This window comes from Dysosmobacter sp. Marseille-Q4140, from assembly GCA_018228705.1.
Lineage (GTDB): Bacteria > Bacillota > Clostridia > Oscillospirales > Oscillospiraceae > Oscillibacter.
Map to the genome: position 1 here is coordinate 1,367,165 of CP073694.1, position 23,855 is coordinate 1,391,019.

A 23,855-nucleotide genomic window follows, 5' to 3' on the forward strand; every position below is an offset into this window, starting at 1 on the left:
GCTGTCTCCATCATGGGGGCTGCGGCTCCGTTTGTCAAGGCTTCGCCATCTCAGAGGGAGAATTTTTCAAAGCTCAGCCCCTCCAGGCCCCGCACTTCCACCTCCGCGAATTCCTCCGCCCCGCTGGTCCGGTAGTGCAGCCGGAAGCAGCCGGCGTCCAAGTCGTATTCCGCCCAATTGTTCAGCCCTCCGCCGGGGACAAAGTCCGGCAGTTCCTCAAAACGGCAGGTCCCCAGATATACCCCGCCGTCCCGGCGCTGGTACACATAGACTTCCCTGCCGCCGTCGGCGCCGAAGGTGACGTTGCACACCAGCTCCTCTGCCCCGTCCCCGTCCAGGTCCACGGTATAGTCCTCCGGCTCTCCATAGCCGAAGCTGGCCGCGACGGCGGTCCGGCTGCCGCCATCGGACACAGCGTAATAGGTCCGCTGGCTCCATCCGTACAGGGTGGTCACCGTCACCAGCACGCCGTCGTAGCCCAGAATGTCCGTGAAGGGCTCCTCCCGGGTGGAGGCGGGCGCATTGGCCGCCAGCAGTTCCACCAGAGCGGCGAAGGCCTCCGGCGAGGCGCCGCAGTCCCCGATGGTCATTCCCTCCGGCAGGCTCCGCTCGGCGGTCTCCGACGTCACCCAGGTGTAACTGCGTCCGTCCGGCGACCAGGCCCGGACCTCCCGGAGCTGGGGATACAGCGCCAGAAGCAGCAGACCGTCGCTGGCCAGGCGGTTCACGGAGACAGCCCGATCCCAGGCGTCCTCCGTTGTAAATTGCAGAAGCAGCCCGTCTCCCTCCCATGATACGGTGAAGGCCCCCTCCAGATAGGGATCCGCCCAGGGGCCCCGGCACACCACCTCCGCCGCCATGGCCTCCGGCGTCAGCGTCCGGGCCATGTCGTACAGCTCCCCGGCAGTCAAGGGCTGGAACGCCGTCCAGTTCTCCAGCCACTCCAGCAACTGCGTCAAGGCGGCAGGAGAGGCCCCCATGGCCTTGACGCCGTCCGTCATGCCTGCCGCAGCCAGCAGTTCGTCGGCTTTCGCCGCCGTCAATTCCCCGGTGGCAGCCGGGGCGTCCGAGCCCTCCGGCGTCCACTCCCAGATCACCTTCGTCAGTTCCTCCCGCAGCGCCAGCAGCACCACCGCCTTCTTTTCCATGGCCCGCCCGACCGCCTGGGTATCCGCCTCCGGGTCGTCAAAGCGGAAAGAGAGGGTCTGGGCATCCGTTCGGGCGATGGTACGGCTCCCCGCCGGGACCCAGGAGGGCTGACCATCCACACCGGGAATTCCCTGGTCCAGCAAAATCTTCTCCAGCTCCATTTCAGAGCCGTCCCGCAACGCCCACAGCCGCTGGGCCAGGGCGTCCGCGGCGGTGACGGCAGGGAGATCCTCCCACAAGTCGTCCACCAGCGCCTGGAGGCCCGCCAGGGTCTGCCCCAGGGTATGGATATCCCGCCAGCCCAATTCCCGGGCGAACTTGTCCAGACTGTATGAGCCGTCCTTGGTGTAAAGCGTCTGCCAGTTCCGGCCGCCGTCCCGCCCATAGCCGTACATCACCTGGTCCACGTCTCCCACCAGGGCCGGCACCACCTTGGAGGCGGTGATCATGGCGTTCTGATACGCCTCCAGGTCCGCCGGGCTCTCGCAGAATACCCGCAGCGTTCCCGCGTCCTCATAGAGGGGATGGATCCCCAGCTCCAAGGTGCAGTTCTCCAGGTCCGGCACCCCCAACGCCTCCAGGATGGCCCGAACACCGGAGAGGTCCTGGTCCAGGGTCTCCTGCAAAGGCAGGGTGGGCAGGTCTCCCTCCAGCGCCCGGTCCATCCGCAGTCCGTACAGCACGGCGGGCAGGCCGATGACGCCGGTCTCGATCCGCTCCGCCAGCGTGTCCGCCATCTGTCGGGATACCGCCAGCCGCAGCACCACCGCCACGGGACAGGCGGCCAGCAGCTCCGCCGGGTCCCCTTGATTCAGAGCGTCACAGGACATGGCGGGAATGCCCGTCTCGGCGTCGCTGTAAAGCACTGCCGCGATGGCGGCGCTGTCTCCCAGCCACAGCTCCGTCTGCTCCCGGATATAGGTCCAGGACACCAGTTCACAGCCGTCCGCCTCCGGCATCAGCGTGGGGAAGGAGCCGGAGGAAAAGCGCACGCCGGTCTTGCCGTCCTCCCGGAAGATCTCCAGGGGGAAGGCGCCCTCCCGCTTTGTGACGCCCTCCTCGTTTTCCGCCATGCCGTCCATGACCATGCAGGAGCGGTCCTCCAGTTCCCCATAGCGGTAGACCTCCCGGTAAAAGACGAAGGAGCGGGTGTCCTCGGGGAACTGATACTCCAGGGACCAGACTCCGTCCGTTCCCTCCGTGCCCCGGACAAAGCCGCTGTCCGGCCGCGGGGCGGGATTGCTGATGCAGGCCGTGACCGCCAGGAATACCGCCGCAAAGGCCAGAAAGCCGATGCGGGGCGTCTCCTTCTTCCAGTTCAGCACGTGTCTGACCCGCCGGGCGGCGTCGTGCTCCCCAAAGGCCAGGGCCGCCGGCACCCGCCGGGTCAGGGCGAAGGACACCAGCGCCTCGCTGTACCCGGTTTTCGTCTGGTCTCCCAGGGCGGAGAGCACCGCCTCGTCGCAGCTCATCTCCATGTCCCGGCAGAACAGCACCCAGCAAAGCCACACCGCCGGGTCCCACCAGTATGCCGCCAGAATGCACCACCCCAGCAGCTTCCACCAGGGATCGCCGCGGCGGATGTGATGGCGCTCGTGGACCAGAACGCAGGTCCGCTCCGTGCCGGTCAGGCCCGGCGGCAGGTAGATCCGGGGCCGGAAAAAGCCCAGAACGAAGGGCGTGGGCACTGCCTCGCTCTCCCACACCTCGCCGCCGCACCAGACGGCCCCCGCCAGGCGGCGCCGCAGGCGCACCAGGCTGAGGACGCCCACCGCCAGCAGGGCGATCACCCCCAGCAGCCACACCACCGCCCCGATCTGAAGCAGCAGCCGGCTCCAGGAAATGGCACCGGAGTCCGAAAGAAGAGGGATCGCCTGTGCCGCCTCCTCCACCGGAACAGAGGGGACGCTCACGGCGCCGCCCGATACGGCGGGGGCGGTGACAGACGGCGCCGCCGGGGCCAGGGCTGCCGCCACCCGGGGCAGCTCGTCCACCATCCCGGTGCCCACGGCGCCGGTGGTCTCCGCCAGCTCATACAGCCCCGGCAGCTCAAAAATGCTCCACAAGTCCTCGGTGCTGACGGGGCACGCCAGCCGGAACCCCACCGCCAGCCACAACGCGTAGCTGTACTTCCGAGGCGCCCGCTGAAGAGCCAGACGCACCAGCAGCACCGCGACTATCACCGGCAGGGCCGTCAGGGCCATGGAAAGGAGCCTGGAAAATACCGCTGTCAGCAGTTCCATGCTCACCCCTCCTTATACTGATCGATGAGGCGCTTGAGGTCCTCCGCCTCCCCCTCCGTCAGCTTCCGCCCGCCCATAAAGGCGGTGAGAAACCCCGGCAGGGACCCGCCGAAGGTCTTGTCCACGAACCCCTCCGCCGCATGGTGGTCCACGGCCGCCCGGGGCACCGCCGCCGCGACAGTGCTGTTCTCATTTCGGAGGATCCCCTTTTCGCACAGCTTCTTCAAAACCGTATACGTGGTGGACTTCTTCCAGCCCAGCTGCTCCCGGCACAGCTCCACCAGCCGTCCGGAGCCCACCGGCTCCGCCGCCCACACCACCTGCAAAAACCGGTACTCACTGTCGCTGAGATGATACCGCTCCATGGTCCGCCCTCCCTTGGTCTATTTTTATCGACCTCTTGTCTTTAGTCTATAACAATAGACCTCTCTTGTCAAGAAAAACCGGGCCGCCTTACGGGCGGCCCGGCAATGGGGACGACGAAATCAAATCACACAGCCAGATACAGATCCAGCAGATTCAGCAGAACGGTCTCGGACAGATAGGTGACGCCGTTTTCAATGACGCAGGTGCCGCCCGCCTCGAAGGAGGTGCCGTCAGCCTCATAGCCGTACACGGCGCCGCCGGGCACGGCGGACAGCAGCGCCTCGGAGGCCCAGTTCTCGGGGGCCAGTTCCTCACTGTACGTCACCACAGCGCCCTTGGCCGCATCCCAGCGGACGTTCATGCCCAGGGCCTCGGCCACCGCCCGGACCGGCAGCAGCGTCTCGCCCTCAGACGTGACCTTGGCCTTCTGGGCCAGGGCGGCGCCGTTCAGGGTCACGGTGCCGTCCTCAAAGCAGTTCACATAGCCCTTGTACTGGTAGGGGAACACCAGGACTTTGGTAGCCTCGCCCTTGCTGTCGGACCAGACCAGGATCCGGGTCCCGGGGATCAGGTCCTCCAGGCGGACGATGTTCTTGGTGCGGTAGGGGGTCAGCTCGGCCTTGTCGGTGATCTTCAGCACCTTGCCGCCGGCGGCAGTGACCTCGGTCCAGGTCAGGGCCGGAGGGGGCTCAATAGCGGGCACAGCCTGGGGCGTCACGGATACGATCTCATAGAACTGAGGCACCGCGTAATCGGCGGGGATATTGGTGAGGATCAGCAGCGCCGTGGCCTGGGGCGGCAGGCTCAAGGTCATAGCCGGTCCCACCCAGGCATAGATGAGATCGCCGTCCTTCAGGCTGTCAATATCCACGCTTTCGCCGGTGACGGCATCCAGGCAGATGATGTCCTCTCCGTGGAGGACCACCTCACTGAGTCCGTCACTGCTGTTTTCCACCAGCAGGCCGCCGTCCTCCAGGTGAGACAGCGTGCCCCAGACCATCACAGGACCCAGGCGGTCCGCCGCAGGGTCTTTCTCCGTCTCTGCCGCCAACGCGGGCACAGTCAGCAGCGCCATGCACAGCAGCAGGGACAGACCTCTTAAAAATCGTTTCATCATATCGATCATCCTTTCCCGTTTGGGGTGGAGCCTTTGCTCCCTTTGCCCGTACAGACGGCCACAGGCCGGGAAAAGTTCCCGCTGAAGAAGGAAAATTTTATAAAAAAGCCCCCGCCTGGTCCAGGCGGGGGCTTTCGGTACGAATGTTTACTTTTTCCCGTGAAGGGCCTTCATCCGCTTTTCGTGATCCAGGATGGACTTGCGCATCCGCAGGCTCTTGGGGGTGACCTCCAGCAGCTCGTCGTCGGCCAGGAACTCCAGGCACTGCTCCAGGCTCAGCTGACGGGGAGGCACCAGGCGCAGCGCCTCGTCGGAGCCGGAGGCCCGCATGTTGGTCAGCTGCTTCTTCTTGCAGATGTTGACGGTGATGTCCTCGCTGCGGGGGCTGACGCCGATGATCATGCCGCCGTAGACCGGCACACCGGCACCGATGAACAGCGTGCCCCGCTCCTGGGCGTTGTACAGGCCGTAGGTGATGGACTCGCCGGTCTCGAAGGAGATCATGGAGCCGGTGCCCCGGCGGGAGATGTCGCCCTTGTAGGGGGCGTAGCTGTCGAACACGGAGGCCATGATGCCCTCGCCCTTGGTGTCGGTCATGAAGTCGCTACGGTAGCCGAACAGGCCCCGGGCGGGAATCAGGAACTCGATCTTCATCCGCTCGCCCACGGGGGTCATCTCCACCAGGTCCGCCTTGCGGCTGCCCAGCTTCTCGATGACGGCGCCCACGCAGTCGCCGGGCACGTCCACCACCAGCCGCTCGATGGGCTCGCACTTGACCCCGTCGATCTCCTGGTACAGCACGCGGGCGGGAGAGACCTGGAACTCGTAGCCCTCCCGGCGCATGGTCTCGATCAGGATGGAGAGGCTCATCTCGCCCCGGCCGGCCACGTTGAAGGCGGTCTCCTTGTCGGTGTCGCTGACCTTTAAGGACACGTCCTTCAGCGTCTCCCGGTACAGCCGGTCCCGCAGCTGGCGGGAGGTGACGAACTTGCCCTCCTTACCTGCGAAGGGAGAGTCGTTGACGGAGAAGGTCATCTCCAGGGTGGGAGCGGAGATCTTCACGAAGGGCAGCGCCTCCACGGCGGAGGGGTCGCAGATGGTGTCGCCGATGGTGATGTCGCCGATGCCGCTCATGGCGATGATGTTGCCGGCGGTGGACTCGGTGACGGCGTTCCGGGCCAGGCCCTCGAACTCATAGATGGCCGTGGCCTTGGCCTTGCGCAGCACGGCCTCGGGGTCGTGGTAGTTGCACACGGCGATCTCCTGGTTCTGCTTCAGGGTGCCCCGCTCGATGCGGCCGATGGCGATACGGCCCACGAAGTCGTTGTAGTCGATAGAGCTGACCAGCATCTGGAAGGGCTGGTCCACATCCGCCTCGGGGGCGGGGATATACTCCAGAATGGTCTCAAAGAGGGGCGTGAGGTCGGTGCCCACGGTCTCGGGAGAGTAAGAGGCGGTGCCGTTGCGGCCGGAGCAGAACAGCATGGGGCTGTCCAGCTGCTCGGGCGTGGCGTCCAGATCCATCAGCAGCTCCAGCACCTCGTCCACCACCTCGTGGATGCGCTGGTCGGGCCGGTCGATCTTGTTGACCACCACGATCACCCGGTGGCCCAGCTCCAGGGCCTTGGAGAGGACGAAGCGGGTCTGGGGCATGGGACCCTCGGCGGCGTCCACCAGCAGAATGACGCCGTTGACCATCTTCAAAATGCGCTCCACCTCGCCGCCGAAGTCGGCGTGGCCCGGGGTGTCCACCACGTTGATCTTCACGTCCTTGTAGCGGATGGCGGTGTTCTTGGCCAGGATGGTGATGCCCCGCTCCCGCTCCAGGTCGCCGGAGTCCATGACCCGGTCCACCACTTCCTGGTTCTCCCGGTAGACGCCGCCCTGCTTGAGCATCTCGTCCACCAGCGTGGTCTTGCCGTGGTCAACGTGGGCGATGATGGCGACGTTTCTCAAATGTTCATTCTTCATATATTCGTCTCCTTAACGGCAGGCCCCGGGGGCGCGCCTGTTTTTCACATACGGCTAAATATTATAGTCCGCTTTTTTTGACTTTTCAATATAATATCTCACATTTTTTTAAATTTTTTCCCAACTTTTCCGTCAGTGCGCTCCGTCCCGAAAAAGTATTACCTTTTTCCACAAAGAACCCCCTGCCCCGTCCGGTGTTTTTTGGTTTCCCCTCCATTGACCCATCCTTTCCGGCGACACTATAATAAAGTTGCTGCGGTGGAAGCGGCGCCAGCGCCGCACGTTCCCCGCAAGTAACCGTGGTCCGCTGGGACCACCCCAGGAGGCATTTTTCGCCATGTACCGTATCAAGACATTCAACAAGATCTCCCCCGTGGGCCTGAACCGGCTGGAGCCGGAGCACTACACCGTCTCCGACGCCGAGACGCAGGAGGACGGCATTCTGGTCCGCTCGGCCAAACTCTTGGACTACGACTTCCCCGCCAACCTGCTGGCCATCGCCCGGGCCGGCGCCGGCGTCAACAACATTCCTCTGGACCGCTGCTCCGAGCAGGGCATCGTGGTGTTCAACACCCCCGGCGCCAACGCCAACGCCGTGAAGGAGCTGGTGCTGTGCGCCATGCTGATGGGCTCCCGGGACGTGCCCGGCGCCATCGACTGGGTCCGTAAGCAGGTGGATACCGGTGTGGACGTGACCACCGTGGTGGAAAAGGGCAAGGCCGCCTTCGTGGGGCCGGAGCTCTATAAAAAGACCCTGGGCGTCATCGGCCTGGGCGCCATCGGCTCGCTGGTGGCAAACATTGCCCTGTCCATGGGCATGGATGTCTACGGCTACGACCCCTTCCTGTCCGTGGATGCCGCTCTGCGGCTGGACCGGCACATCCGGGTGGTCAAGGATATCAACGAGCTCTACAAGCGCTCCGACTATATCACCGTCCACATCCACTACACCGCCAAGACCGAGCATATGATCGACGCCAAGGCCATCGCCGCCATGAAGCGGGGCGTCCGTTTCATCAACCTGGCCCGGGGCGAGATCGTGGACGACGACGCCATGCTCGCCGCCCTGGACACCGGCTGGGTGGCGGCCTATATCACCGACTTCCCCAACAACCGTCTGGTGGGCGCGCCCCACGTCATCGCCATGCCCCACCTGGGCGCCTCCACGCCGGAGAGCGAGCAGAACTGTGCCGTCATGGCGGTGGATGAGCTGAAGGACTATCTGGAAAACGGCAATATCCGCAACAGCGTCAACATGCCTGCCGTCAGCCAGGAGCGCAGCGGCGTTTGCCGGCTGTGCATCCTGCACCGGAACGTGCCGGCCATGCTGGCCAACATCACCGCCCTGCTGTCCCGGGACGGGGTGAACGTGGAGAACATGAGCAACAAGTCCCGGGGCGACTACGCCTATACCATCGTAGACCTGGGTTCTCAGATTGACGGGGCCGTAATCCAGGATGTAAAAAACCTGGAAAACGTCATCCGGGTCCGGTTCATCGCGTGAATGTGCCGCACGAGAGGCTCCTTTCCAACAAGAAAGGAGCCTCTTCTTTTCGTCTGCAAGGCCTCCTGCCGGCTCCCTCATTGACAGAGACGGGAAAAGCGGGTACAATAAACTTCAATTTCATGCCCCGATAGCTCAGCAGGATAGAGCGATCGCCTCCTAACAATCGATCCGTTCGAACCCCAGAGCCCTGCAAAATTGAATATTTTCTGTATATGCCCCCGTACCTCACCGGGATAGAGGGTCCGCCTCCTAAGCGGCAGTTCGTTCGAGTCCGTGGGCGGAGGAAAATTGAATATTTTTGATATATGTCCCAGTAGCTCAGTTGGATAGAGCACGAGCCTCCTAAGCCCGGGGTCGCACGTTCGAGTCGTGTCTGGGACGCCAAAAACACCGCTGCAAGCCATTTTTCGCTGGTTTGCAGCGTTTTTTATTTTGCTTCTCCCGGTCTCTTGCTCGTTTGGGACCGGGAGAATTTTATGCGCTGCAATGTATATCCTGCTAAGAAGAAACGAACGATTTCCACGTTCCTGCTAAGAAAAATCCCATCTTTGCTAATTGGAGTTTTCGGACTTACCTGCCGCCTGGTGCCGCCGAGAGCAGCGCAGCCAGGGTATTTGCCAGTTCCGGCGACTGCCGGAGCTGTTCCACCAGGGCCTCCAGGTCAAGCGTCGCCGGTGCCGGTTCCTTCGGCTCCTCTGGGGGACGGACCGCGCGCAGGTTGGGATTTGCGTAGAAGGCGCTCTCAAACTTCTGGGCGTTGATCTTGCGGTCCTCGTCCAGGATATGGGCATACACGCTGGTAATCATGTCAATCTCCGCATGGCCCGTGTCGCCTTGGGTGGCCTTCAGGTCGCCGTGGTTCAGTTTCAGCTTGTAGGTGGTGCTGGAATGACGGAGGGAATGAAAGACCACCCTGGGCAGCCCTGCCTTCTCCCGCAGCTTCTCAAACTCCTTCAGGATGATGCGGTCCTCGCAGGGGCGTCCGTTGGGCAGCGCCACTACCAGGTCATAATCCTGATACTCGTCACCGAGAAAGCCCCGCAGCTCATCCTGGGCTTTCTTCCATTCCCGCAGGATGTAGGCCAGCGTCTTGGGTAGCCACACCTTGCGGATACTGGAATCCGTCTTGGGCTTTTTCAGAATCACCCTGGTGCTGGTGTTGGGAAACAGCGGCGTAAAGATGTGGTAGACATCCTTCTGCCCCAGCATCTCAATGGCCCGCTTGGAGGCCCGCGCCAGCTCCTTGTCGATGAAAACATAGGCGTTGTCATCGGCAATATCGTCATCGGAGATGTGGACATTGTTCCAGGTCAGCCCCAGGATCTCACCCATCCGCAGGGAGCAGGCAAAGGACAGGTTCATCGCTACATAGAGCTTGCTGTCCGTACACTGATCCAGAGCAGTGCGGATCATATCGGCGGTCCAGATGTCCCGCTTCTTATACTCCGTCTTGGGCAGTACCACATTGTCAAAGGGGTTCTTGGCGATCAGCTCCCACCGTACTGCCTGCTTGAAGGCGCAGCGCAGGAGCTTGATGATCTTCTCAATGGTGGCGTTAGTGACCAGGTCTGTCTTTGCGTGATGGGTTCTGGTATTTACCGCCGGGGTTTTTTGCAGGGTCTGGATGTACTTATCCACTACCCGCGGAGTGACATCCTGCACCTTCATATCCCCAATGATGGGGTTGATGTAGTTGGCAATCAGCGAGTTTTGGCTGTCGTACATGGACACGCCCCACTTCTTTTCCCCATAAAGAGAAACAAAGTCCAAAAGAAATTCTGCGATGGTCTGGTTGCTGGGCGGAAGGAAGGTCCCCGTGAACTGCTGGTTTTCCACCTCCGCCTTGCGCTTCAATGCGTCCTGGTAAGAGGTGCGGGTCTCCCATTTCTGCCGGGTCTCACCATTTTCATCCGTATAGTTGTAGACGATGGAATAATTCTTTTTGCGTTTGATAATCGAAGCCATAACGATACTTCCTTTCTAAGTCATAGGTCAAGTGACTCCAGCCACTCATCGAATGACCGCTTGGAAATGCGTATGGCGTTGCCAATTCGTACGATCTTAAAGTGTCCTTCCTTTACGAGAAGATAAGCGGATGTGCGGCCAATACCCAGGATTTGAGTAATGTCCTCTACCGTATAAGTTCTTCGCTCGGGGGACTCCTTCTTCGTACCGTTCCATGTTTGTGACATGGCAGCCCCCTTTCTTAAACAAGAACGGCGCGTTGAAGGAAAGTCATAACTTGCCTATCCTCATTCTAACGCGCCATTCCGGGTTTGTCTGCTGCTAATCAAAAAGTTTATGAATTATCCATAAACTCAAAAGCAACAGGATTACTTAAAAAGAAAGAGGCAGAAAGCGGATGGCTGCTGGCCGCAGCTCCACGGGAATTTCACCCCGGCCCATGCTGATGGGTGCGGCGCACGATGCTTTGTGGGCGTCCAATGCGCGAGTCTCATTATCCTGCCTGCGCATCCTCGCCCACAGGCTGCCACACCTGTTTTACGGCTCGGTTTTGTCGCTCACCTGTTTGGTAGGGGTCCCGTCCTGCGGACTTGCAACAGGGTCGTGGCGCACCGGCCGCCCGGCTCCACACAGACAGATCGTATCCGTCTGCCTTATGCTGCGCCGGAGGCCTCCCGCCGGGCTTTCTTTGTCAAGGAGCGATACAGGGCACCACATGGAAAGGGGGAAACACGCAGCGCCCGGCCCTGAATCAGCTCAGGTCAAAATTCAGGATGGAGATAATCAGCTTCGTTTCCAGCCGCCTGCGCATATCTTCATCCACCAAGGAGTGAGGAAAGCCGTTTTTGTCATAGCTTGTCCTCATGGACAGCGCAGCAATATAGCCAGAATAGTGCTGGATCACCCGGTTCACCGCTTCGGGATAGCCTCCGACAGCGGCGGCGATCACCGGATAAGGAATCAGTGACGCCCGCATATTTGCAGATTTAGTCATCCACTTCACCTCCCATCAGCTCCTTCAGCAGCCGATAGGCTTTTTGCCTGCGGGTGTTGACCGTCCGGCGGGCCATGTTCATGTACTCGGCGATCTCGCGATCTACCATGTTCAGGAACCAGTGCATCATAAAGATGTCCCGGTCCTCCTGGGGCAGCGCCAGCAGCGCCTCGGCCAGCCGGTCGTCCTCGATCAGAATCACGGCCCCTCCCACAGGGAAGGTTGTGTATTCCCACGAGTAGCGGTCATAAACCGCAAGCTGGGCCATTGCATCCTCCGGCAGCTCGCTGAGTGAGACCTCACGCCGGCTCCGTTTCCGAAGCTGCGTGTAAGCGTTCATTGCTTCATTCTTGATGGATCTCTTGCAGTAGCTGTCAAAGGCGTGCTGCTTATGCTCGTAGTGGCGGTCAGGTTTCAAGTTCTCACCTCCCTTCGTGCCGGGAGGCAGTTCTTTTCTTCCCCTTTCGCCCACTACTGTTATGGCAATGCCGCTGTTTGGCTGGTTTTCCGCATTTATATCAAAAAATTTTTTGCCGCTCATAATCGGTTCCTTTCGTTTCGTTCAGGTTGACAGGCCGGAACGAAACGAGGCGGGGAGCGGCAGCCCACGCCCAGGCGCAGGCGGTCACGGGGACGGGCTTTGTTGGATATGAGCCGCAGTATATAAAAAGCGAGCCATAACTCACTTTCATGAGCATGGCTCGCTACTGCGTTATTGGAATATTTTTCGTAGTGGCATGGGCGTCCGCCGTACAAGAGGCGAACCCCGCCTTATTTTGACCTCCTTTGTGTTGGCGCTCTCATCCATATCTCCCTTTACTCTGAAATATGAGTTATAACTCACCTTATATGAGTTCTATGGTTATTTATATGAGCGGAAGCACACCCTACAATGATGTAGAGGTGATGTGTAGTGAACAATCCGCTGGATCTATTTGCATGGAAGGTGCGGTCAGAACGGAAGCGCCAGCATCTGACGCAGAAGCAGTTAGCTGAACGCCTCGGTATGAACCCCCGCACGATCATAGATTTGGAGACCTGCCAGAGTAATCCGAAATTTGAAACGGTGGTCCTTGTCGCCAAAGAATTGAATATCAGCGTGGACGCCGCCATCTTCCCGGAAATGGTAAATCAGACAGTCTCGAAAACAGTTGTGGACTTCTTTGCTGGGAAAAGCGAAGCAGAAATCGAAAAATTTATCGCGCTCTGCAAACAGGTGGAAGCCTTCCAGAAAGACGAGTAACGCGGTCGGGTTCGATGTGCCCGGCCGCGTTACTGTTTCACCCGTTTGTTATGCGGGCAGATTATTCATTTTTTGTTTTATAGGCATCGCGCAGACGCTCGAAGGACTCCTGGCTGATGACATGCTCCATCCGGCAGGCGTCCTTTTCCGCCGTTACCGGGTCTACTCCAGCCTCGATCAGCCGGTCGGTAAAGAAGCGGTGCTTTTCGTAGATCTGCTCCGCCACTTCCCGGCCCACATCGGTCAGATGCAGAAAATAGTCGCTGTCCATTGTCAGGAAGCCCCCTTCCCGCAGGGTCGCCACCGCATGGCACACGCTGGGCTTTGTGACCTCCAGGTGCCGGGCGACATCCACGGAGCGCACCATACCCATCTTCTTATGGAGAACAAGGATGGCCTCCAGATAGTCCTCCCCGGACGCATGAAGTTTCATAAAGACCTCCCTTCGCTATTAAGTCAGGCTCCATCCAGCAGCACTCTTTCGGATATTGACGAAATCCTGATAGATACCCGGCTGCTCCAGAAGTTCCTCGTGGGTGCCATGCTGTGCGATTTGGCCGTTGTCAATTACCAGGATTTGATTGGCATTCTGGATGGTATTCAAACGGTGAGCAATCACAAGCAAGGTCTTACCCTTTACCAGTTCTGAAATAGCCTCTTGAATATAGCTTTCATTGTCGGTATCAACACTTGCGGTAGCTTCGTCCAAAATAACGATAGGCGCATCCTTCAGAATACAGCGCGCAATCGAAATACGCTGTTTCTCACCGCCGGAAAGCGTAGCGCCGCCTTCTCCAACCACGGTCTGGAACCCGTCAGGCAAAGCCATGATGAAATCATAGCAGCGGGCCTTTTTTGCCGCCTCATAGACTTCTTCCTCCGTGGCATCCGGTTTTCCCATACTAATGTTGTTATAGATGGTATCCTGGAACAAATACACGCGCTGGAATACCATGCTGATCTGATCCATCAGTTCTGCCAGCGGCACATTCCGAATATCCACGCCCCTTATTGCAACCCTGCCGGATTTTACATCCCACAACCGGGCCAACAGATTTGCAATGGTGGATTTGCCGCCGCCTGACGGTCCCACAAGTGCAGTCATGGTGTTTTTCTGCATAGAGAAGCTGATATTGTGCAGGACTTCCTTGTCCTGATAGGCAAAGCCCACATCACTAAATTGTACTTCTGGCTGGTCCGGCTGTGCCTTTGACGGAATATGTTGATTTCCGTTATTGGGAAGCTCGGGCTCGTCCAAAACAGCTTCAATGCGGTCTAACGCAGCATTCATCACGGTCAGGCGGGTTGCTTCTCCATAAAGAGCTTTCAGAGGTCCAAAGAGATCAAAGACAAACAGCAGCACGCCCAAAAGATAAGCCAGGGAGAGTACGCCTTCCTGATGTAAAAAAACGGACAAACCGAAGATAACAGCAATGCCCACGCCATAGAGAATGTTTAGGCCAGTGGTCCACGGTGTCATTTTCTGCTCAAACTTCGTATTGACATCCCTTGATTTTTTGAAGTTTTCTGTTAATTCATCAGATTTTTCTCCAAGCAGATTGTAACTTTTGATAACGCCAATTCCTTCAGCAAACGATAAGACCGCATCCGTCAAATTCTCGCTCTGATTTTGACGCCCGACAGCTTCCGTTAAGGAAACCCTATTCATATATTTTGCAACCAGTGATGCCAGCAAGGTAATGATTACTGCAATCATTCCAAGTCGCCAGTCCAGTACGAACATAAACACAGCTAAAACCAAAGTAGACAGCATATAGCTCATCATGTTTCCAATGGTACTCATAGAAACTTCCTCAATGAATACCATATCCGTACTGAGAACAGAGCTGATTTTACCAATATTCCCCGATGTAAAATAACCCATCGGCATTTTTCTTAAATGATTTCCCAACTCCATCCTTTTATCAGCAAAGATCATAAATCCAGCGGCACTTTGCAGACGGTCGCTCAAATAGTGAACCACTGTCTGAACCACTACAATGGCTAACAATCCAAGTCCGACAAACAGACAGGTCTTTCCAGTCAGCGTATTATCCGCAAACCCGGCCAAGACAATAAACGCCATGAAGATTGGCATTTTGGAGAGAATGGACTCGACAAATGCACATAGAAACGCAGCTTGAATACGGCTTTTATACCTCCCGGAGAGGTTCAGGATTCTTGAAATCAATGCAAACATTTATCTTCCCTCCTTTGCAGTAGATACTTTCCACTCGGAGCTGTCCTGTGCAGCTTTCCATAGTTTTTGATACTCCGGGCAGGACTGAATCAATTCCTGATGTTTTCCGGTAGCCACCAGATTACCATGATCCATAACACAAATCTGGTCAGCGTTCATAATTGCGGGCAGCTTGTGAGCGATGACAATCAGGGTCTTACCCTTCACCAGTTCCGCAATAGCAGCCTCCATTTTTTCCTCATTCTCTGGATCAGCGTAGGCTGTCGCTTCATCAAGGACAACGATAGGAGCATCTTTTAAGATCGCCCGCGCCAAAGAAATGCGCTGGCGCTGGCCGCCAGAAAGCATTTTCCCGGCATCGCCTGCCATAGAATGAATGCCCTGGGGAAGTTTTTTCAGGAACTCCATGCACTGAGCTTTCTTTGCTGCCTCCATTACTTCCTCGTCTGTTGCGTTCAGTCGGCCAAGCCGGATGTTTTCCAACAGAGAAGTATTAAACAGATATTGATCCTGAGCCACATAGGAAATGCGACTGTTCAATGCCTCCAGGCTCATATCACAAAGTTTCTGCCCTCCAATGGAAATGCTCCCTTTCTGCGGATCGTAGTAGTGAATCAACAGTTTTGCAAGGGTACTCTTTCCAGAGCCGGATTCACCAACCAGGGCAGTTTTTTGTCCTGCCTTTGCCACAAAGGTAATATCGTGGAGGACTTCGTTTTCCGCTATTATCGGGTTTCCATCCGGGCCAGGCTGGGCCGTCTGATATGCAAAGGAAACATGATCGTAAGAAATGTTAAAATCCTGTCCGTGAAAATCATCTTCAGCAGCTTGCAACGGTGCCGCATTTAACGTCTGTTCAAGTGCTGTAATCTTATAATTCAGATTTGGAATCGTCTCCATAAAGCTCAGAGCTTTTAGGAGAGGAATCCCGATGCTTAAGGAAAGACAAAGGACTAAAATCAAATCAGGCAATGTGCTTATGCCGCAGAGAACAAACCACGCTCCAAGAGGCAAAGTCAAAATAACAGTGCAGGGCAGCAAACTTCCGTATATCGCCATCCAGGGCCAGGCGGCCTTATACCATGCCAGGGTATAATCACGATAGTTCATTACATCATTGCGGAAGTTCTCGTAAGATTCACTCTCCCGGTTGAAAACCTTGACAACCTCCATGCCATTGATGTACTCAATGATTGTATTGTTCATTTTCTGTGCAGACTGATAGTACGGTCCCATACGCTTCATTCCAACAGAGTACATAATAACCATAGAGAGCAGGCTGATCGGGATAGAGGCCAAAGACATAAGAGCCAGTTTCCAATCTGCGCAAAACATGGCAATATAAATTACCAGCGGAATCAGTAAATTTGCGATGCCCTCAGGGACAGAATGCGCAAGGAGCAATTCCAGGCTGTCCACATCATCAACAAACAGCTTTTTGATTGTTCCTGTTCCTTTTTCCTCCACAATGCCAAGAGGAAGTTTCTCAAACTTCTTTTGCAGAGATACCCGCAGCCGGAGTAATGTGTTATATGCGGCTTTATGAGAAATTGATAATCCCCATCCATACAAAACCGCCTGCAAAATAAGACAGATTAAAACCCCTATAACACGCAATAAAACAAATCCTGTCTCAACAGAATCGCCCATAACCAATGGCGAAATGACCTGATAGGCCAGCACAAAGGGCAGGACGCCCATAAGAACGCTAACCAGTACGACCACCGTGGCCGCATACATATTTTTCTTATATGGCCCTGCGTACTCAAAGATTTTTTTGAACATATAAGCCCTCCTTATATTGAGCCGTACTGTCTGTGCTTCAAAAACAGGAGGCCGCCAAAGTGAAGCGGCCTCCTGTCATTATCTTTCTATTCAGTCAAGGCGGCCCTGACATTCATAATTTCTAAAGTTCACTGGCGGATTCGGAAAAAATCCAAAACCTTTTTACTGCCGGATTCGTCCAATGGATAGCTTTCTTTGATTTGCCCTTTTTCCATATGGACTACATAAGAGCATCCCGCCATCACCAACTCCGGATCGTGCGTAATAACAAGAAGCGTTTTGCCCTGATCCGCGAGTGACTTCAAACCCCGCGCAACCTCCCGCATATGTTTGAGATCAAGCCCGCTGGTTGGTTCGTCAAACACAATGATCTCCCGGTTACTCACAATGGCAGACGCAATCGCTACTCGCTGCTTCTGCCCGCCGGAAAGAGAAAGCGGGTGTCTGTCTTTATATTCCAGAAGATCAAACTGTTTAAGGATTTTATTTACAATAGTCTCATCCTCGTCATCCATGCTCAGAAGAACTTCATCTGTCACGCTTTCGGTAAATAGCTGATGGCTGGTATCCTGCATCACCATATAGCAATGTTTGAGCCGGGCTTTCCAATCAAGGGATTTTCCATCAATCTGCAAAATGCCACATTTCTTTTCAAGTCCGCAAATACAGCGGGCCAGAGTAGATTTCCCCGCACCGTTCAGACCGATAATGGCAATCGTTTCTCCAACGGGCAGTTTTGCATTTGGAATATCGAGACTTTTCGGCTCCCGCTTTTTATACGCAAAGCAAAAATTTTGAAGCTCCATCTGTTTAGCTGTATGCGTCTGATACTGATTAGCTGGTTTCAGTTTCGAGAGCGAAAACGGCCGTAGTCCCATTTCTTTTCGAGTGCTATCCGATAAACTGTCAAATTCAGCAGGTGTGTATTCCTGTTTAATCTCCCCATCTTTTACATACAGCACACGGTCCACAAGGTCGTGAAGATAGTAAAGGCGATGTTCTGCAATCAGAATTGTTTTGCCCTGCTTTTTCCAGAGGCTCAGGACCTGCCGAAGATCGTCAATAGCAGACATATCCAAATTAGAAGATGGTTCGTCAAGGACCATAATTCCCGGCAACAATACGCTTGAAGAAGCGCAGGCTATTTTTTGTTTCTCACCACCGGACAGAGCAAACACGCTCCGCCCCATCAAATCTTCGATATGATAATCGGAAATTGTCCTGTCCATCCTTTGCAGGATGTCCTCCTGAGGATAGCCCAAATTTTCACAGGCAAAGGCTAATTCACTATCCGTATCTACGTTGAAAAACTGGCTTTTAGGATTTTGGAACACAGATCCCACCATAGCAGCCAAGTCGTAAAGCGGCGTATCGGATACACTTTTTCCGTCCAGAAAGACATCGCCTTCTAAATTGCCCTCATAATAATGAGGCACCAGCCCGTTTACCAAACGGGTGATTGTTGTTTTCCCACAGCCGGATTCCCCTGTGAGTAAAACAAATTCCCCGGTTTTTATGGTTAGATTGATATTTCTAATACCTCCGCCGTGGGATTCTTCACCATAAGAAAAAGAAACATTTTGAAAATCTATCATGGCAAAATCCCTCCTGCGGAAATTATCGGGGAAGCAATCGCCCAAAACACTACAAAGCAGCAAAACAAAATCAGCACCACATCGGCAAAATTAAATTTGAGCTGGCAAATGTTTGTGCGTTTAACAGGAGCGCCGAGACCACGGGTAATTGCCGCAGCGGAGAGTTCCTCACCGATTTTCACGGAGCAGGTAATCATCGGGATCAGCTTATACTCCAATATCTTTGAAGATTTTTTCCCTCCAAGCTTAATTCCCCGCATTTTCATAGCATCGCTGATTGCTTCTGACTCCTGAAAAACAGTCGGAAAGAAGCGGAACATGACTGTTAAGGGGATTGTCACTTCTTTAGGCATATGAATTCTTTCCATGCCGGAAATCAATTCACTGACTGTTGTTGTTTTCACAGCATAGGCCGCCATTGCAACGCTGGGAAGAATGCGGCAAAAGAAACCAGTTGTAAACAGCACAAGAAAATTCAATATTCCTGTGAGATGCGGCAGGACAGAGATTTGAACAGCATAAAAAGCAGCAAAAATAACAATGTATCCAACCGCTTTTCCAAATTGTTTGGAAAAAAGCAGTAACAAAGCTGGAATGGCACAAAGAACAAGGCGGAGTAGCCCCATAGCTTCTCCGCCTGTCCCTCCCATGACAAAAATACTGATGATGAAGATGAGCAACAGCTTTGTACGCGGATCAAGCCGCAGGCCTGTTTCTGCTTTTTTGCTGAGTAGAATTTCCCGCGCCATTATGCAATACCAGCACGCTGGAAGTGCTTTTTACAAATGGCCTTTCCAATCAGACCACCAACAATACCAAACACAAAGCAGGCAACCAGCAGAATAGGCGCAATCCACATAGGCATATATGTATTAAGGGTAGCTGCATATTCAGCGCCGTATCCTTCGGTCAGCATTACCATATAGCTTTCACGGTTCAGGAAAATGGGAGCAAAATTGCCAAACACCCAGATGCTGAACACGCCGCAGGAAAGGACTGTACTTTTCGCGCTCTTGTAGTCAGCCTTTTTCAGGATCACATCAGCCAACAGGCCGCCAACGAGACCAGTTGCCATAGTAAGATAGCCGTTGCCGAAGAACACCATAATCAGGCCAATCAGGAAACCCATAATTGCGGTCATCCCAAATTTTTTAGCCTTTGTAACATACAGCATATAGGGAATGCCGCCGATCAAAGGGCACAGCACCGCCATCAGCGGAATAAAAATGGGGATGAAGCCAAGCATCGCCACCAGCATGACAATAACAACATAAATCACAGTGTAAATGCCGATGGTAATAAGGTCTTTGCCTTCCAATCCTTTTTTCGATTTTTCTGAGTTCATACTCATAAAAATGCCTCCTCTACAAACAAATTGGGATGTACGGTTAGCACTGACTAACCGTACATCCCAATTATATTAGTTTCTTGATGCGAGTTCACCCCCTAAACCCGCATATTTTTACCCAAAAACGGTTTTTATGATTTTTATTCAATCTAAGATTTGGGTTTCTCGATAGGTCTTAGGTAGAACACCATATTTTCTTTGAAATGCTGACGAAAAATTGCTTGGCTTTGAATACCCAACAGAAAGTGCAACTTGACCAACAGTCATTTCTGTTTCAGTAAGAAGCTGAGCCGCTTTCTCTAATCGCTGATTGATAATATAACTGTGTACTGGGCTGCCAAAAAGATTAACAAATCCCTTTGTTAATTTGCTTACACTGAGTTGTACCTGTCTACTTAACTCCAGACAAGAAGGCGCATCAGACAAATTGCTGTCAATAATTCTTTTGGCTTCAATTAGGGAAGCACGATCTGTTCTGGATAGGGGCACACTATTGCTTACCAAAATATCAAGTTCCAATACCTCACTTAAATATATGGAGATCAACTCCAGAACTTTTCCATCTAAATAGATATATCCCAGCCCACCACGATATAAAACAAAGTCTTTTAGTTCAGCAAGTAATCGCTCCATTGAAGGCGTGGTTTTTATTTTGGAAACGGAAGAAAACAATTTCTTTTCATATGCGGCAATCTCCTGTTCCTCAAAATAACTATTAAGTAGCTGATTGAAATAGGAGACCGGAATTTTGATGCTTTTGAACGAGAAATTGCTACCTTTTGTATAGCAACTATATTCCATTTCACCTCTGCCCTTGTATATACAGGACTCACCTTTTTGAATACTAACAGCATGTTCACCCTTCATTAAGTTCCACGAAATGCCGTCATTTAAGCAAAAAATAATATGAAGAAATGTTTCATTATTACTACCTTGCACATTCACATCAGATGAATAGCACATTTGCCAGTCAGAAAGTACGACTCCTTGCTTTGTCGTTGTTTGAGTAATCCTCCCCGTCCCCATTTCTGATGGCACATTCATAGAGCAAGTCCTCGGAGAATTTGCAATCATTTCGCTATATAATTTATCGAGAAAATTGTTATCTTTTATCATATCAACACCCACTTTAGCGAGTTGGTTAGTTTATGCTAACCATGATACAACTTTTTTGCTCTCCAGTCAAGATATGGCCAAAATGCGGTCTCCGAATTGTAGTATTAGTAGAGGGTAAATACGAGGGAAGGGTTACGATAGCAAGCACAGCCAGCGAGTACCCACTGGCGGATTTTCGGTTTAGGGGGACCCCTGCCCCTAAACACGAAAATTGCTTGCTGGGATAGTCCCAGACCCTTATAAGAAACGGAGGCGAAGCGGAATGGTAAACAGAAAGCGGAACATCCAGATGAAGTTCTGGGTGACGGAGGAGGAGAAGCGGCTCATCGACGAGAAGATGGCGCAGCTCCCCACAAAGCGGTATGGGGCATATCTGCGGAAGATGGCGATTGACGGATACATCATTCAGGTGGACACCACCGACATCAAGGAGATGACAAAGGCCCTGGGCTCCATCGGCCGGAACATCAATCAAATCGCCAAGAGGGTGAACGCCGGCGGCCCAACCTATCAAGCCGATATGGAGGAGATCCTGGAGAGATTGGAGCAGATATGGCAGTTACAAAGACGCATCCTATTAAGTCAACGCTGAAAGCGGCCATCGACTATATCTGCAATCCAGACAAGACGGACGGGAAGCTGCTGGTGTCCTCCTTCGGCTGCACCGTGGAGACCGCCGATATTGAATTTGCATGGACCCGCCGCCATGCCATCGACAAGGGCACGAACCTGGGCCGGCACCTCATCCAGGCGTTTGAGCCTGGGGAGGTCACGCCGGAGGAGGCCCACCGGATCGGCATGGAGCTGGCGCGGGAGGTCCTGGGGGGAAAATATGAGTTTGTCCTCACCACCCACATAGACAGGGATCACGTCCATAACCACCTGATTTTCAATGCGGTCAGTTTCCAGGATCACCGGCACTACCACTCCAATAAGCGGAGCTACCATGAGATCCGCCGCACCAGCGACCGAATCTGCAAGGAGCATAGCCTGTCCGTCATCGTCCCAGGCCGGGACAAGGGCAAGAGCTACATCGAACACCAGGCGGAACAGAACGGCACCAGCTACAAGGCGAAGCTGCGCTCCGCCATCGACCGGCTCCTGCCCGGCTGCGCCGGCCTGGAGGACCTGCTCCGCCGCCTTCAGCGGGAAGGGTACGAACTGAAACGGGGCAAGTACATCTCCGCCAGGGCACCGGGCCAGGAGCGGTTCACCCGATTGAAGGCCCTGGGCGCCGACTACGCAGAGGAGGCCCTGACCGCCCGGATCGCCGGCAGGCCCAGCCCCTCCCGCCAGCCGAAGCAGCGCACCGGGAAGCCCAGCCTGCTCATCGACATCCAGAACAATATCAAGGCCCAACAGAGCGCCGGTTACAAGCATTGGGCAACCATCGAGAACTTGAAGCGGGCGGCGGAAACGCTGAACTTCCTGACGGAGCATGGCATCGGAAGTTTGGAGGACCTGTCCGAGCGGTGCGACGGGGCGGCAGCCGCCACCGCCAGGGTGAAGGCGGACCTCCGGGCAACGGAGAAGGAGATGGAGCGGCTGACCCTCACCATGAAGCACGCCGCCACCTATCGCCAGCTCCGTCCCCTGTATGAGGAATACCGCCAGTCCAGGGACAAGGAGAAGTTCCTCCGGGGGCATGAGGGCGAAATCATCCTGTTTGAGGCGGCGGCAAGAGAGCTGAAACGCCTGGACGCTGTACCCCTGCCCGCCACCAAACGGCTCCGGGCCGAGATGGACGGGCTCACCGCCAGGCGGACCGCCCTGCAATCGGAATATCGGAAGGCCCAGCGGGAGGAGCGGGAGTACGACACCCTCCGCCAGAATGTGGAGGCCCTGCTGGAAAAGCCAAGGGAAGCCGAACCGCAGAGGCAGCGGAATCACGAACTGGAATAGGTAGGATTGTGCGCTTTGCCGGACTTTTCAAAGGCCCCTGGGCGCGGTCTGATTTTATCTGTATAATGGGAGGCAGGAATGGAGGTGCCGCCAATGACGAGAACCGAGGCCGTTAAGGAATTTTTCAAGAAGGCAGTTTTGCCCGTCGCCATCGCCGGGCTGCTGTACTGCATTTTCAAATCCGCCTGCATCAGGAATGGAGAGCTGGATCTTCTCTGGCTCTGGATACTCTGCGGCCTGCCCTTCGGCATCCATCGGATGTGCGTGTGGATCGTGCCGGGCGGCGACTCCCTGGGCGGCGGCGCCGCCCTGTTTGTTCTGAACTTCGTGATCGGCGGCATCATCGGCGGCTTCGTCCTGGTGTGGCGCCTGCTGGTGGCGGCATGGTATGTGCCCCTCACCATCTACCGCCTGATCGTGGGATATTGAGATGGACAAATGATAGAGAGCCGGCTGGCATTGACCAGCCGGCTCTCCTCATGGTGTCCGCTCCAGAATAAATTTTGTTACCAGATCCGCATACTGTTCCAGCCGCACCATCAGCGCCAGGTGGCCGCCGGTCAGGTCGGTGACCACCGTGGGACTTGGCATCAGGGCGATCAGGTCCTCCCGGCAGGCCGGGGTGAAGGTGGTGTCGTCCTCGGACAAAATCAGCAGCACCCGCCCCTCCCACGGGGCAAAATCATTGCGGGTCATGCCAAAGTAGTGTTCTGCGTCACAGAGAAAGTCAATCATGTGCTGTTCATAGGGCTTGGTGAGCAGTTCCATCATAGCGCCGCACAGTTCCTCCATAGCGGCCTTTTCCTGGGCTGTAAAGCCATCGGTTTTCTTTTTCATCACCGCCCATCTCATCATCCGCTTGATGAGCGGAAACGGCAGGAAGGCAAGCCATTTTTTGAACTTCCGCTGGCTTTCGATTATCTTCATCAGATCCTGATACCCGGCCTTGCTCATGCTGCCGGACAGCGAGCAGGTGTTGGAGAGGACCAGCCCCTCCACCACTTCCGGGTGGCGGGAGGCGATGACCTGGGCCACTACGCCGCCCAGGGACTGTCCCACCAGCCAGACCTTTTCCTTCAGGTGGCGGAGTAGTTCAGCCACGGCATCGGCAAACTCGCCGTTGTCCCCGAACTGGAGCTGATAGTCAAAGGTCAGCACCGAAAAATCCCTGGCGAACCGGGCAAAGTGCTTATAAAACAGGTCGGACAGCCCAATGCCGCCCGTGAGCAGGACCAGCGTGGCTTTGGCCTGGGGATTTTGATAGTAGCGATAGGTAAAGAGTTTCCCGCTGCTGACCGTGAAGGCAGCGGTTGGATAAACCCGGCGAAATTCTGCAAGTGTCATGGAACTCCTC

22 protein-coding genes and 2 tRNA genes are annotated in these 23,855 nt (G+C 55.3%); 7 read left to right on the forward strand and 17 right to left on the reverse strand.

All coding sequences use genetic code 11. The annotated features are described in order from the left end of the window. Positions 1-50 precede the first annotated feature (50 nt). From KFE19_06965 to typA, 4 genes are all read right to left on the reverse strand, one after another. A complete protein-coding gene (locus tag KFE19_06965; GenBank protein QUO39232.1) occupies positions 51-3,392 on the reverse strand; it encodes a hypothetical protein in 3,342 nt (1,113 codons plus the stop codon). Between the two features lie 2 nt (positions 3,393-3,394). Further along, complete coding sequence (locus tag KFE19_06970) at positions 3,395-3,757, reverse strand: BlaI/MecI/CopY family transcriptional regulator (GenBank protein ID QUO39233.1); 363 nt, start codon at positions 3,755-3,757, stop codon at positions 3,395-3,397. A 125-nt stretch (positions 3,758-3,882) separates the two neighbouring features. Next, positions 3,883-4,875, reverse strand: a complete 993-nt coding sequence (locus tag KFE19_06975; protein QUO39234.1) for a hypothetical protein — start codon at positions 4,873-4,875, stop codon at positions 3,883-3,885. A 147-nt stretch (positions 4,876-5,022) separates the two neighbouring features. Beyond that, complete coding sequence (typA, locus tag KFE19_06980) at positions 5,023-6,846, reverse strand: translational GTPase TypA (protein ID QUO39235.1); 1,824 nt, start codon at positions 6,844-6,846, stop codon at positions 5,023-5,025. Positions 6,847-7,183: 337 nt separating this feature from the next. Here typA and KFE19_06985 point away from each other — a divergent pair, with 337 nt between their 5' ends. The 3 genes from KFE19_06985 (at position 7,184) to KFE19_06995 (ending at position 8,737) form a co-directional block, all read left to right on the forward strand. Beyond that, complete coding sequence (locus KFE19_06985) at positions 7,184-8,350, forward strand: phosphoglycerate dehydrogenase (GenBank protein ID QUO39236.1); 1,167 nt, start codon at positions 7,184-7,186, stop codon at positions 8,348-8,350. Between the two features lie 217 nt (positions 8,351-8,567). After that, positions 8,568-8,633: transfer RNA gene (locus tag KFE19_06990), tRNA-Arg, on the forward strand. 27 nt (positions 8,634-8,660) lie between these two features. Further along, positions 8,661-8,737, forward strand: a tRNA-Arg gene (locus KFE19_06995). 186 nt (positions 8,738-8,923) lie between these two features. Here the strand turns inward: KFE19_06995 and KFE19_07000 are convergent. From KFE19_07000 to KFE19_07020, 5 genes are all read right to left on the reverse strand, one after another. Next, entirely contained in the window at positions 8,924-10,318 is a 1,395-nt protein-coding gene (locus KFE19_07000; GenBank protein QUO39237.1) for a site-specific integrase, read from the reverse strand. A gap of 20 nt (positions 10,319-10,338) precedes the next feature. Next, on the reverse strand, positions 10,339-10,545 hold the full coding sequence (locus KFE19_07005) for a helix-turn-helix domain-containing protein (GenBank protein QUO39238.1): 207 nt from the start codon (positions 10,543-10,545) through the stop codon (positions 10,339-10,341). A 524-nt stretch (positions 10,546-11,069) separates the two neighbouring features. Then, complete coding sequence (locus tag KFE19_07010; protein ID QUO39239.1) at positions 11,070-11,312, reverse strand: helix-turn-helix domain-containing protein; 243 nt, start codon at positions 11,310-11,312, stop codon at positions 11,070-11,072. Continuing rightward, positions 11,305-11,853: a sigma-70 family RNA polymerase sigma factor gene (locus KFE19_07015; protein ID QUO39240.1), complete on the reverse strand. Its 549-nt coding sequence runs from the start codon at positions 11,851-11,853 to the stop codon at positions 11,305-11,307. The genes KFE19_07010 and KFE19_07015 overlap by 8 nt, the downstream gene beginning before the upstream one ends. Then, entirely contained in the window at positions 11,831-12,004 is a 174-nt protein-coding gene (locus KFE19_07020; protein QUO39241.1) for a hypothetical protein, read from the reverse strand. Before KFE19_07020 ends, KFE19_07015 begins: the two co-directional genes overlap by 23 nt. A 221-nt stretch (positions 12,005-12,225) precedes the next feature. Here KFE19_07020 and KFE19_07025 point away from each other — a divergent pair, with 221 nt between their 5' ends. Then, on the forward strand, positions 12,226-12,555 hold the full coding sequence (locus tag KFE19_07025) for a helix-turn-helix transcriptional regulator (GenBank protein ID QUO39242.1): 330 nt from the start codon (positions 12,226-12,228) through the stop codon (positions 12,553-12,555). A 61-nt stretch (positions 12,556-12,616) separates the two neighbouring features. Here the strand turns inward: KFE19_07025 and KFE19_07030 are convergent, their stop codons facing one another. The 7 genes from KFE19_07030 to KFE19_07060 all read right to left on the reverse strand — a co-directional run bounded on the left by KFE19_07030 (position 12,617) and on the right by KFE19_07060 (position 20,599). Beyond that, complete coding sequence (locus KFE19_07030; GenBank protein QUO39243.1) at positions 12,617-12,988, reverse strand: metal-dependent transcriptional regulator; 372 nt, start codon at positions 12,986-12,988, stop codon at positions 12,617-12,619. Between the two features lie 18 nt (positions 12,989-13,006). After that, positions 13,007-14,755, reverse strand: a complete 1,749-nt coding sequence (locus KFE19_07035) for an ABC transporter ATP-binding protein (GenBank protein QUO39244.1) — start codon at positions 14,753-14,755, stop codon at positions 13,007-13,009. Then, positions 14,756-16,540 carry an ABC transporter ATP-binding protein gene (locus KFE19_07040; GenBank protein ID QUO39245.1) on the reverse strand — a complete coding sequence of 595 codons (1,785 nt, stop codon included), beginning with the start codon at positions 16,538-16,540 and terminating at the stop codon, positions 14,756-14,758. A gap of 128 nt (positions 16,541-16,668) precedes the next feature. After that, on the reverse strand, positions 16,669-18,135 hold the full coding sequence (locus KFE19_07045) for an energy-coupling factor ABC transporter ATP-binding protein (protein ID QUO39246.1): 1,467 nt from the start codon (positions 18,133-18,135) through the stop codon (positions 16,669-16,671). Further along, complete coding sequence (locus KFE19_07050; protein ID QUO39247.1) at positions 18,132-18,884, reverse strand: energy-coupling factor transporter transmembrane protein EcfT; 753 nt, start codon at positions 18,882-18,884, stop codon at positions 18,132-18,134. Before KFE19_07050 ends, KFE19_07045 begins: the two co-directional genes overlap by 4 nt. Next, positions 18,884-19,480, reverse strand: a complete 597-nt coding sequence (locus KFE19_07055; GenBank protein QUO39548.1) for an MptD family putative ECF transporter S component — start codon at positions 19,478-19,480, stop codon at positions 18,884-18,886. Before KFE19_07055 ends, KFE19_07050 begins: the two co-directional genes overlap by 1 nt. 147 nt (positions 19,481-19,627) lie before the next feature. Then, complete coding sequence (locus tag KFE19_07060) at positions 19,628-20,599, reverse strand: helix-turn-helix transcriptional regulator (protein ID QUO39248.1); 972 nt, start codon at positions 20,597-20,599, stop codon at positions 19,628-19,630. A gap of 262 nt (positions 20,600-20,861) precedes the next feature. Here KFE19_07060 and mobC point away from each other — a divergent pair, with 262 nt between their 5' ends. From mobC to KFE19_07075, 3 genes are all read left to right on the forward strand, one after another. Further along, positions 20,862-21,191 carry a plasmid mobilization relaxosome protein MobC gene (mobC, locus tag KFE19_07065; protein ID QUO39249.1) on the forward strand — a complete coding sequence of 110 codons (330 nt, stop codon included), beginning with the start codon at positions 20,862-20,864 and terminating at the stop codon, positions 21,189-21,191. After that, positions 21,152-22,501, forward strand: a complete 1,350-nt coding sequence (locus tag KFE19_07070) for a relaxase/mobilization nuclease domain-containing protein (GenBank protein ID QUO39250.1) — start codon at positions 21,152-21,154, stop codon at positions 22,499-22,501. The genes mobC and KFE19_07070 overlap by 40 nt, the downstream gene beginning before the upstream one ends. Before the next feature lie 93 nt (positions 22,502-22,594). Continuing rightward, entirely contained in the window at positions 22,595-22,930 is a 336-nt protein-coding gene (locus KFE19_07075; GenBank protein QUO39251.1) for a hypothetical protein, read from the forward strand. Between the two features lie 48 nt (positions 22,931-22,978). Here the strand turns inward: KFE19_07075 and KFE19_07080 are convergent, their stop codons facing one another. After that, complete coding sequence (locus KFE19_07080; GenBank protein ID QUO39252.1) at positions 22,979-23,845, reverse strand: alpha/beta hydrolase; 867 nt, start codon at positions 23,843-23,845, stop codon at positions 22,979-22,981. Between the last annotated feature and the right edge of the window lie 10 nt (positions 23,846-23,855).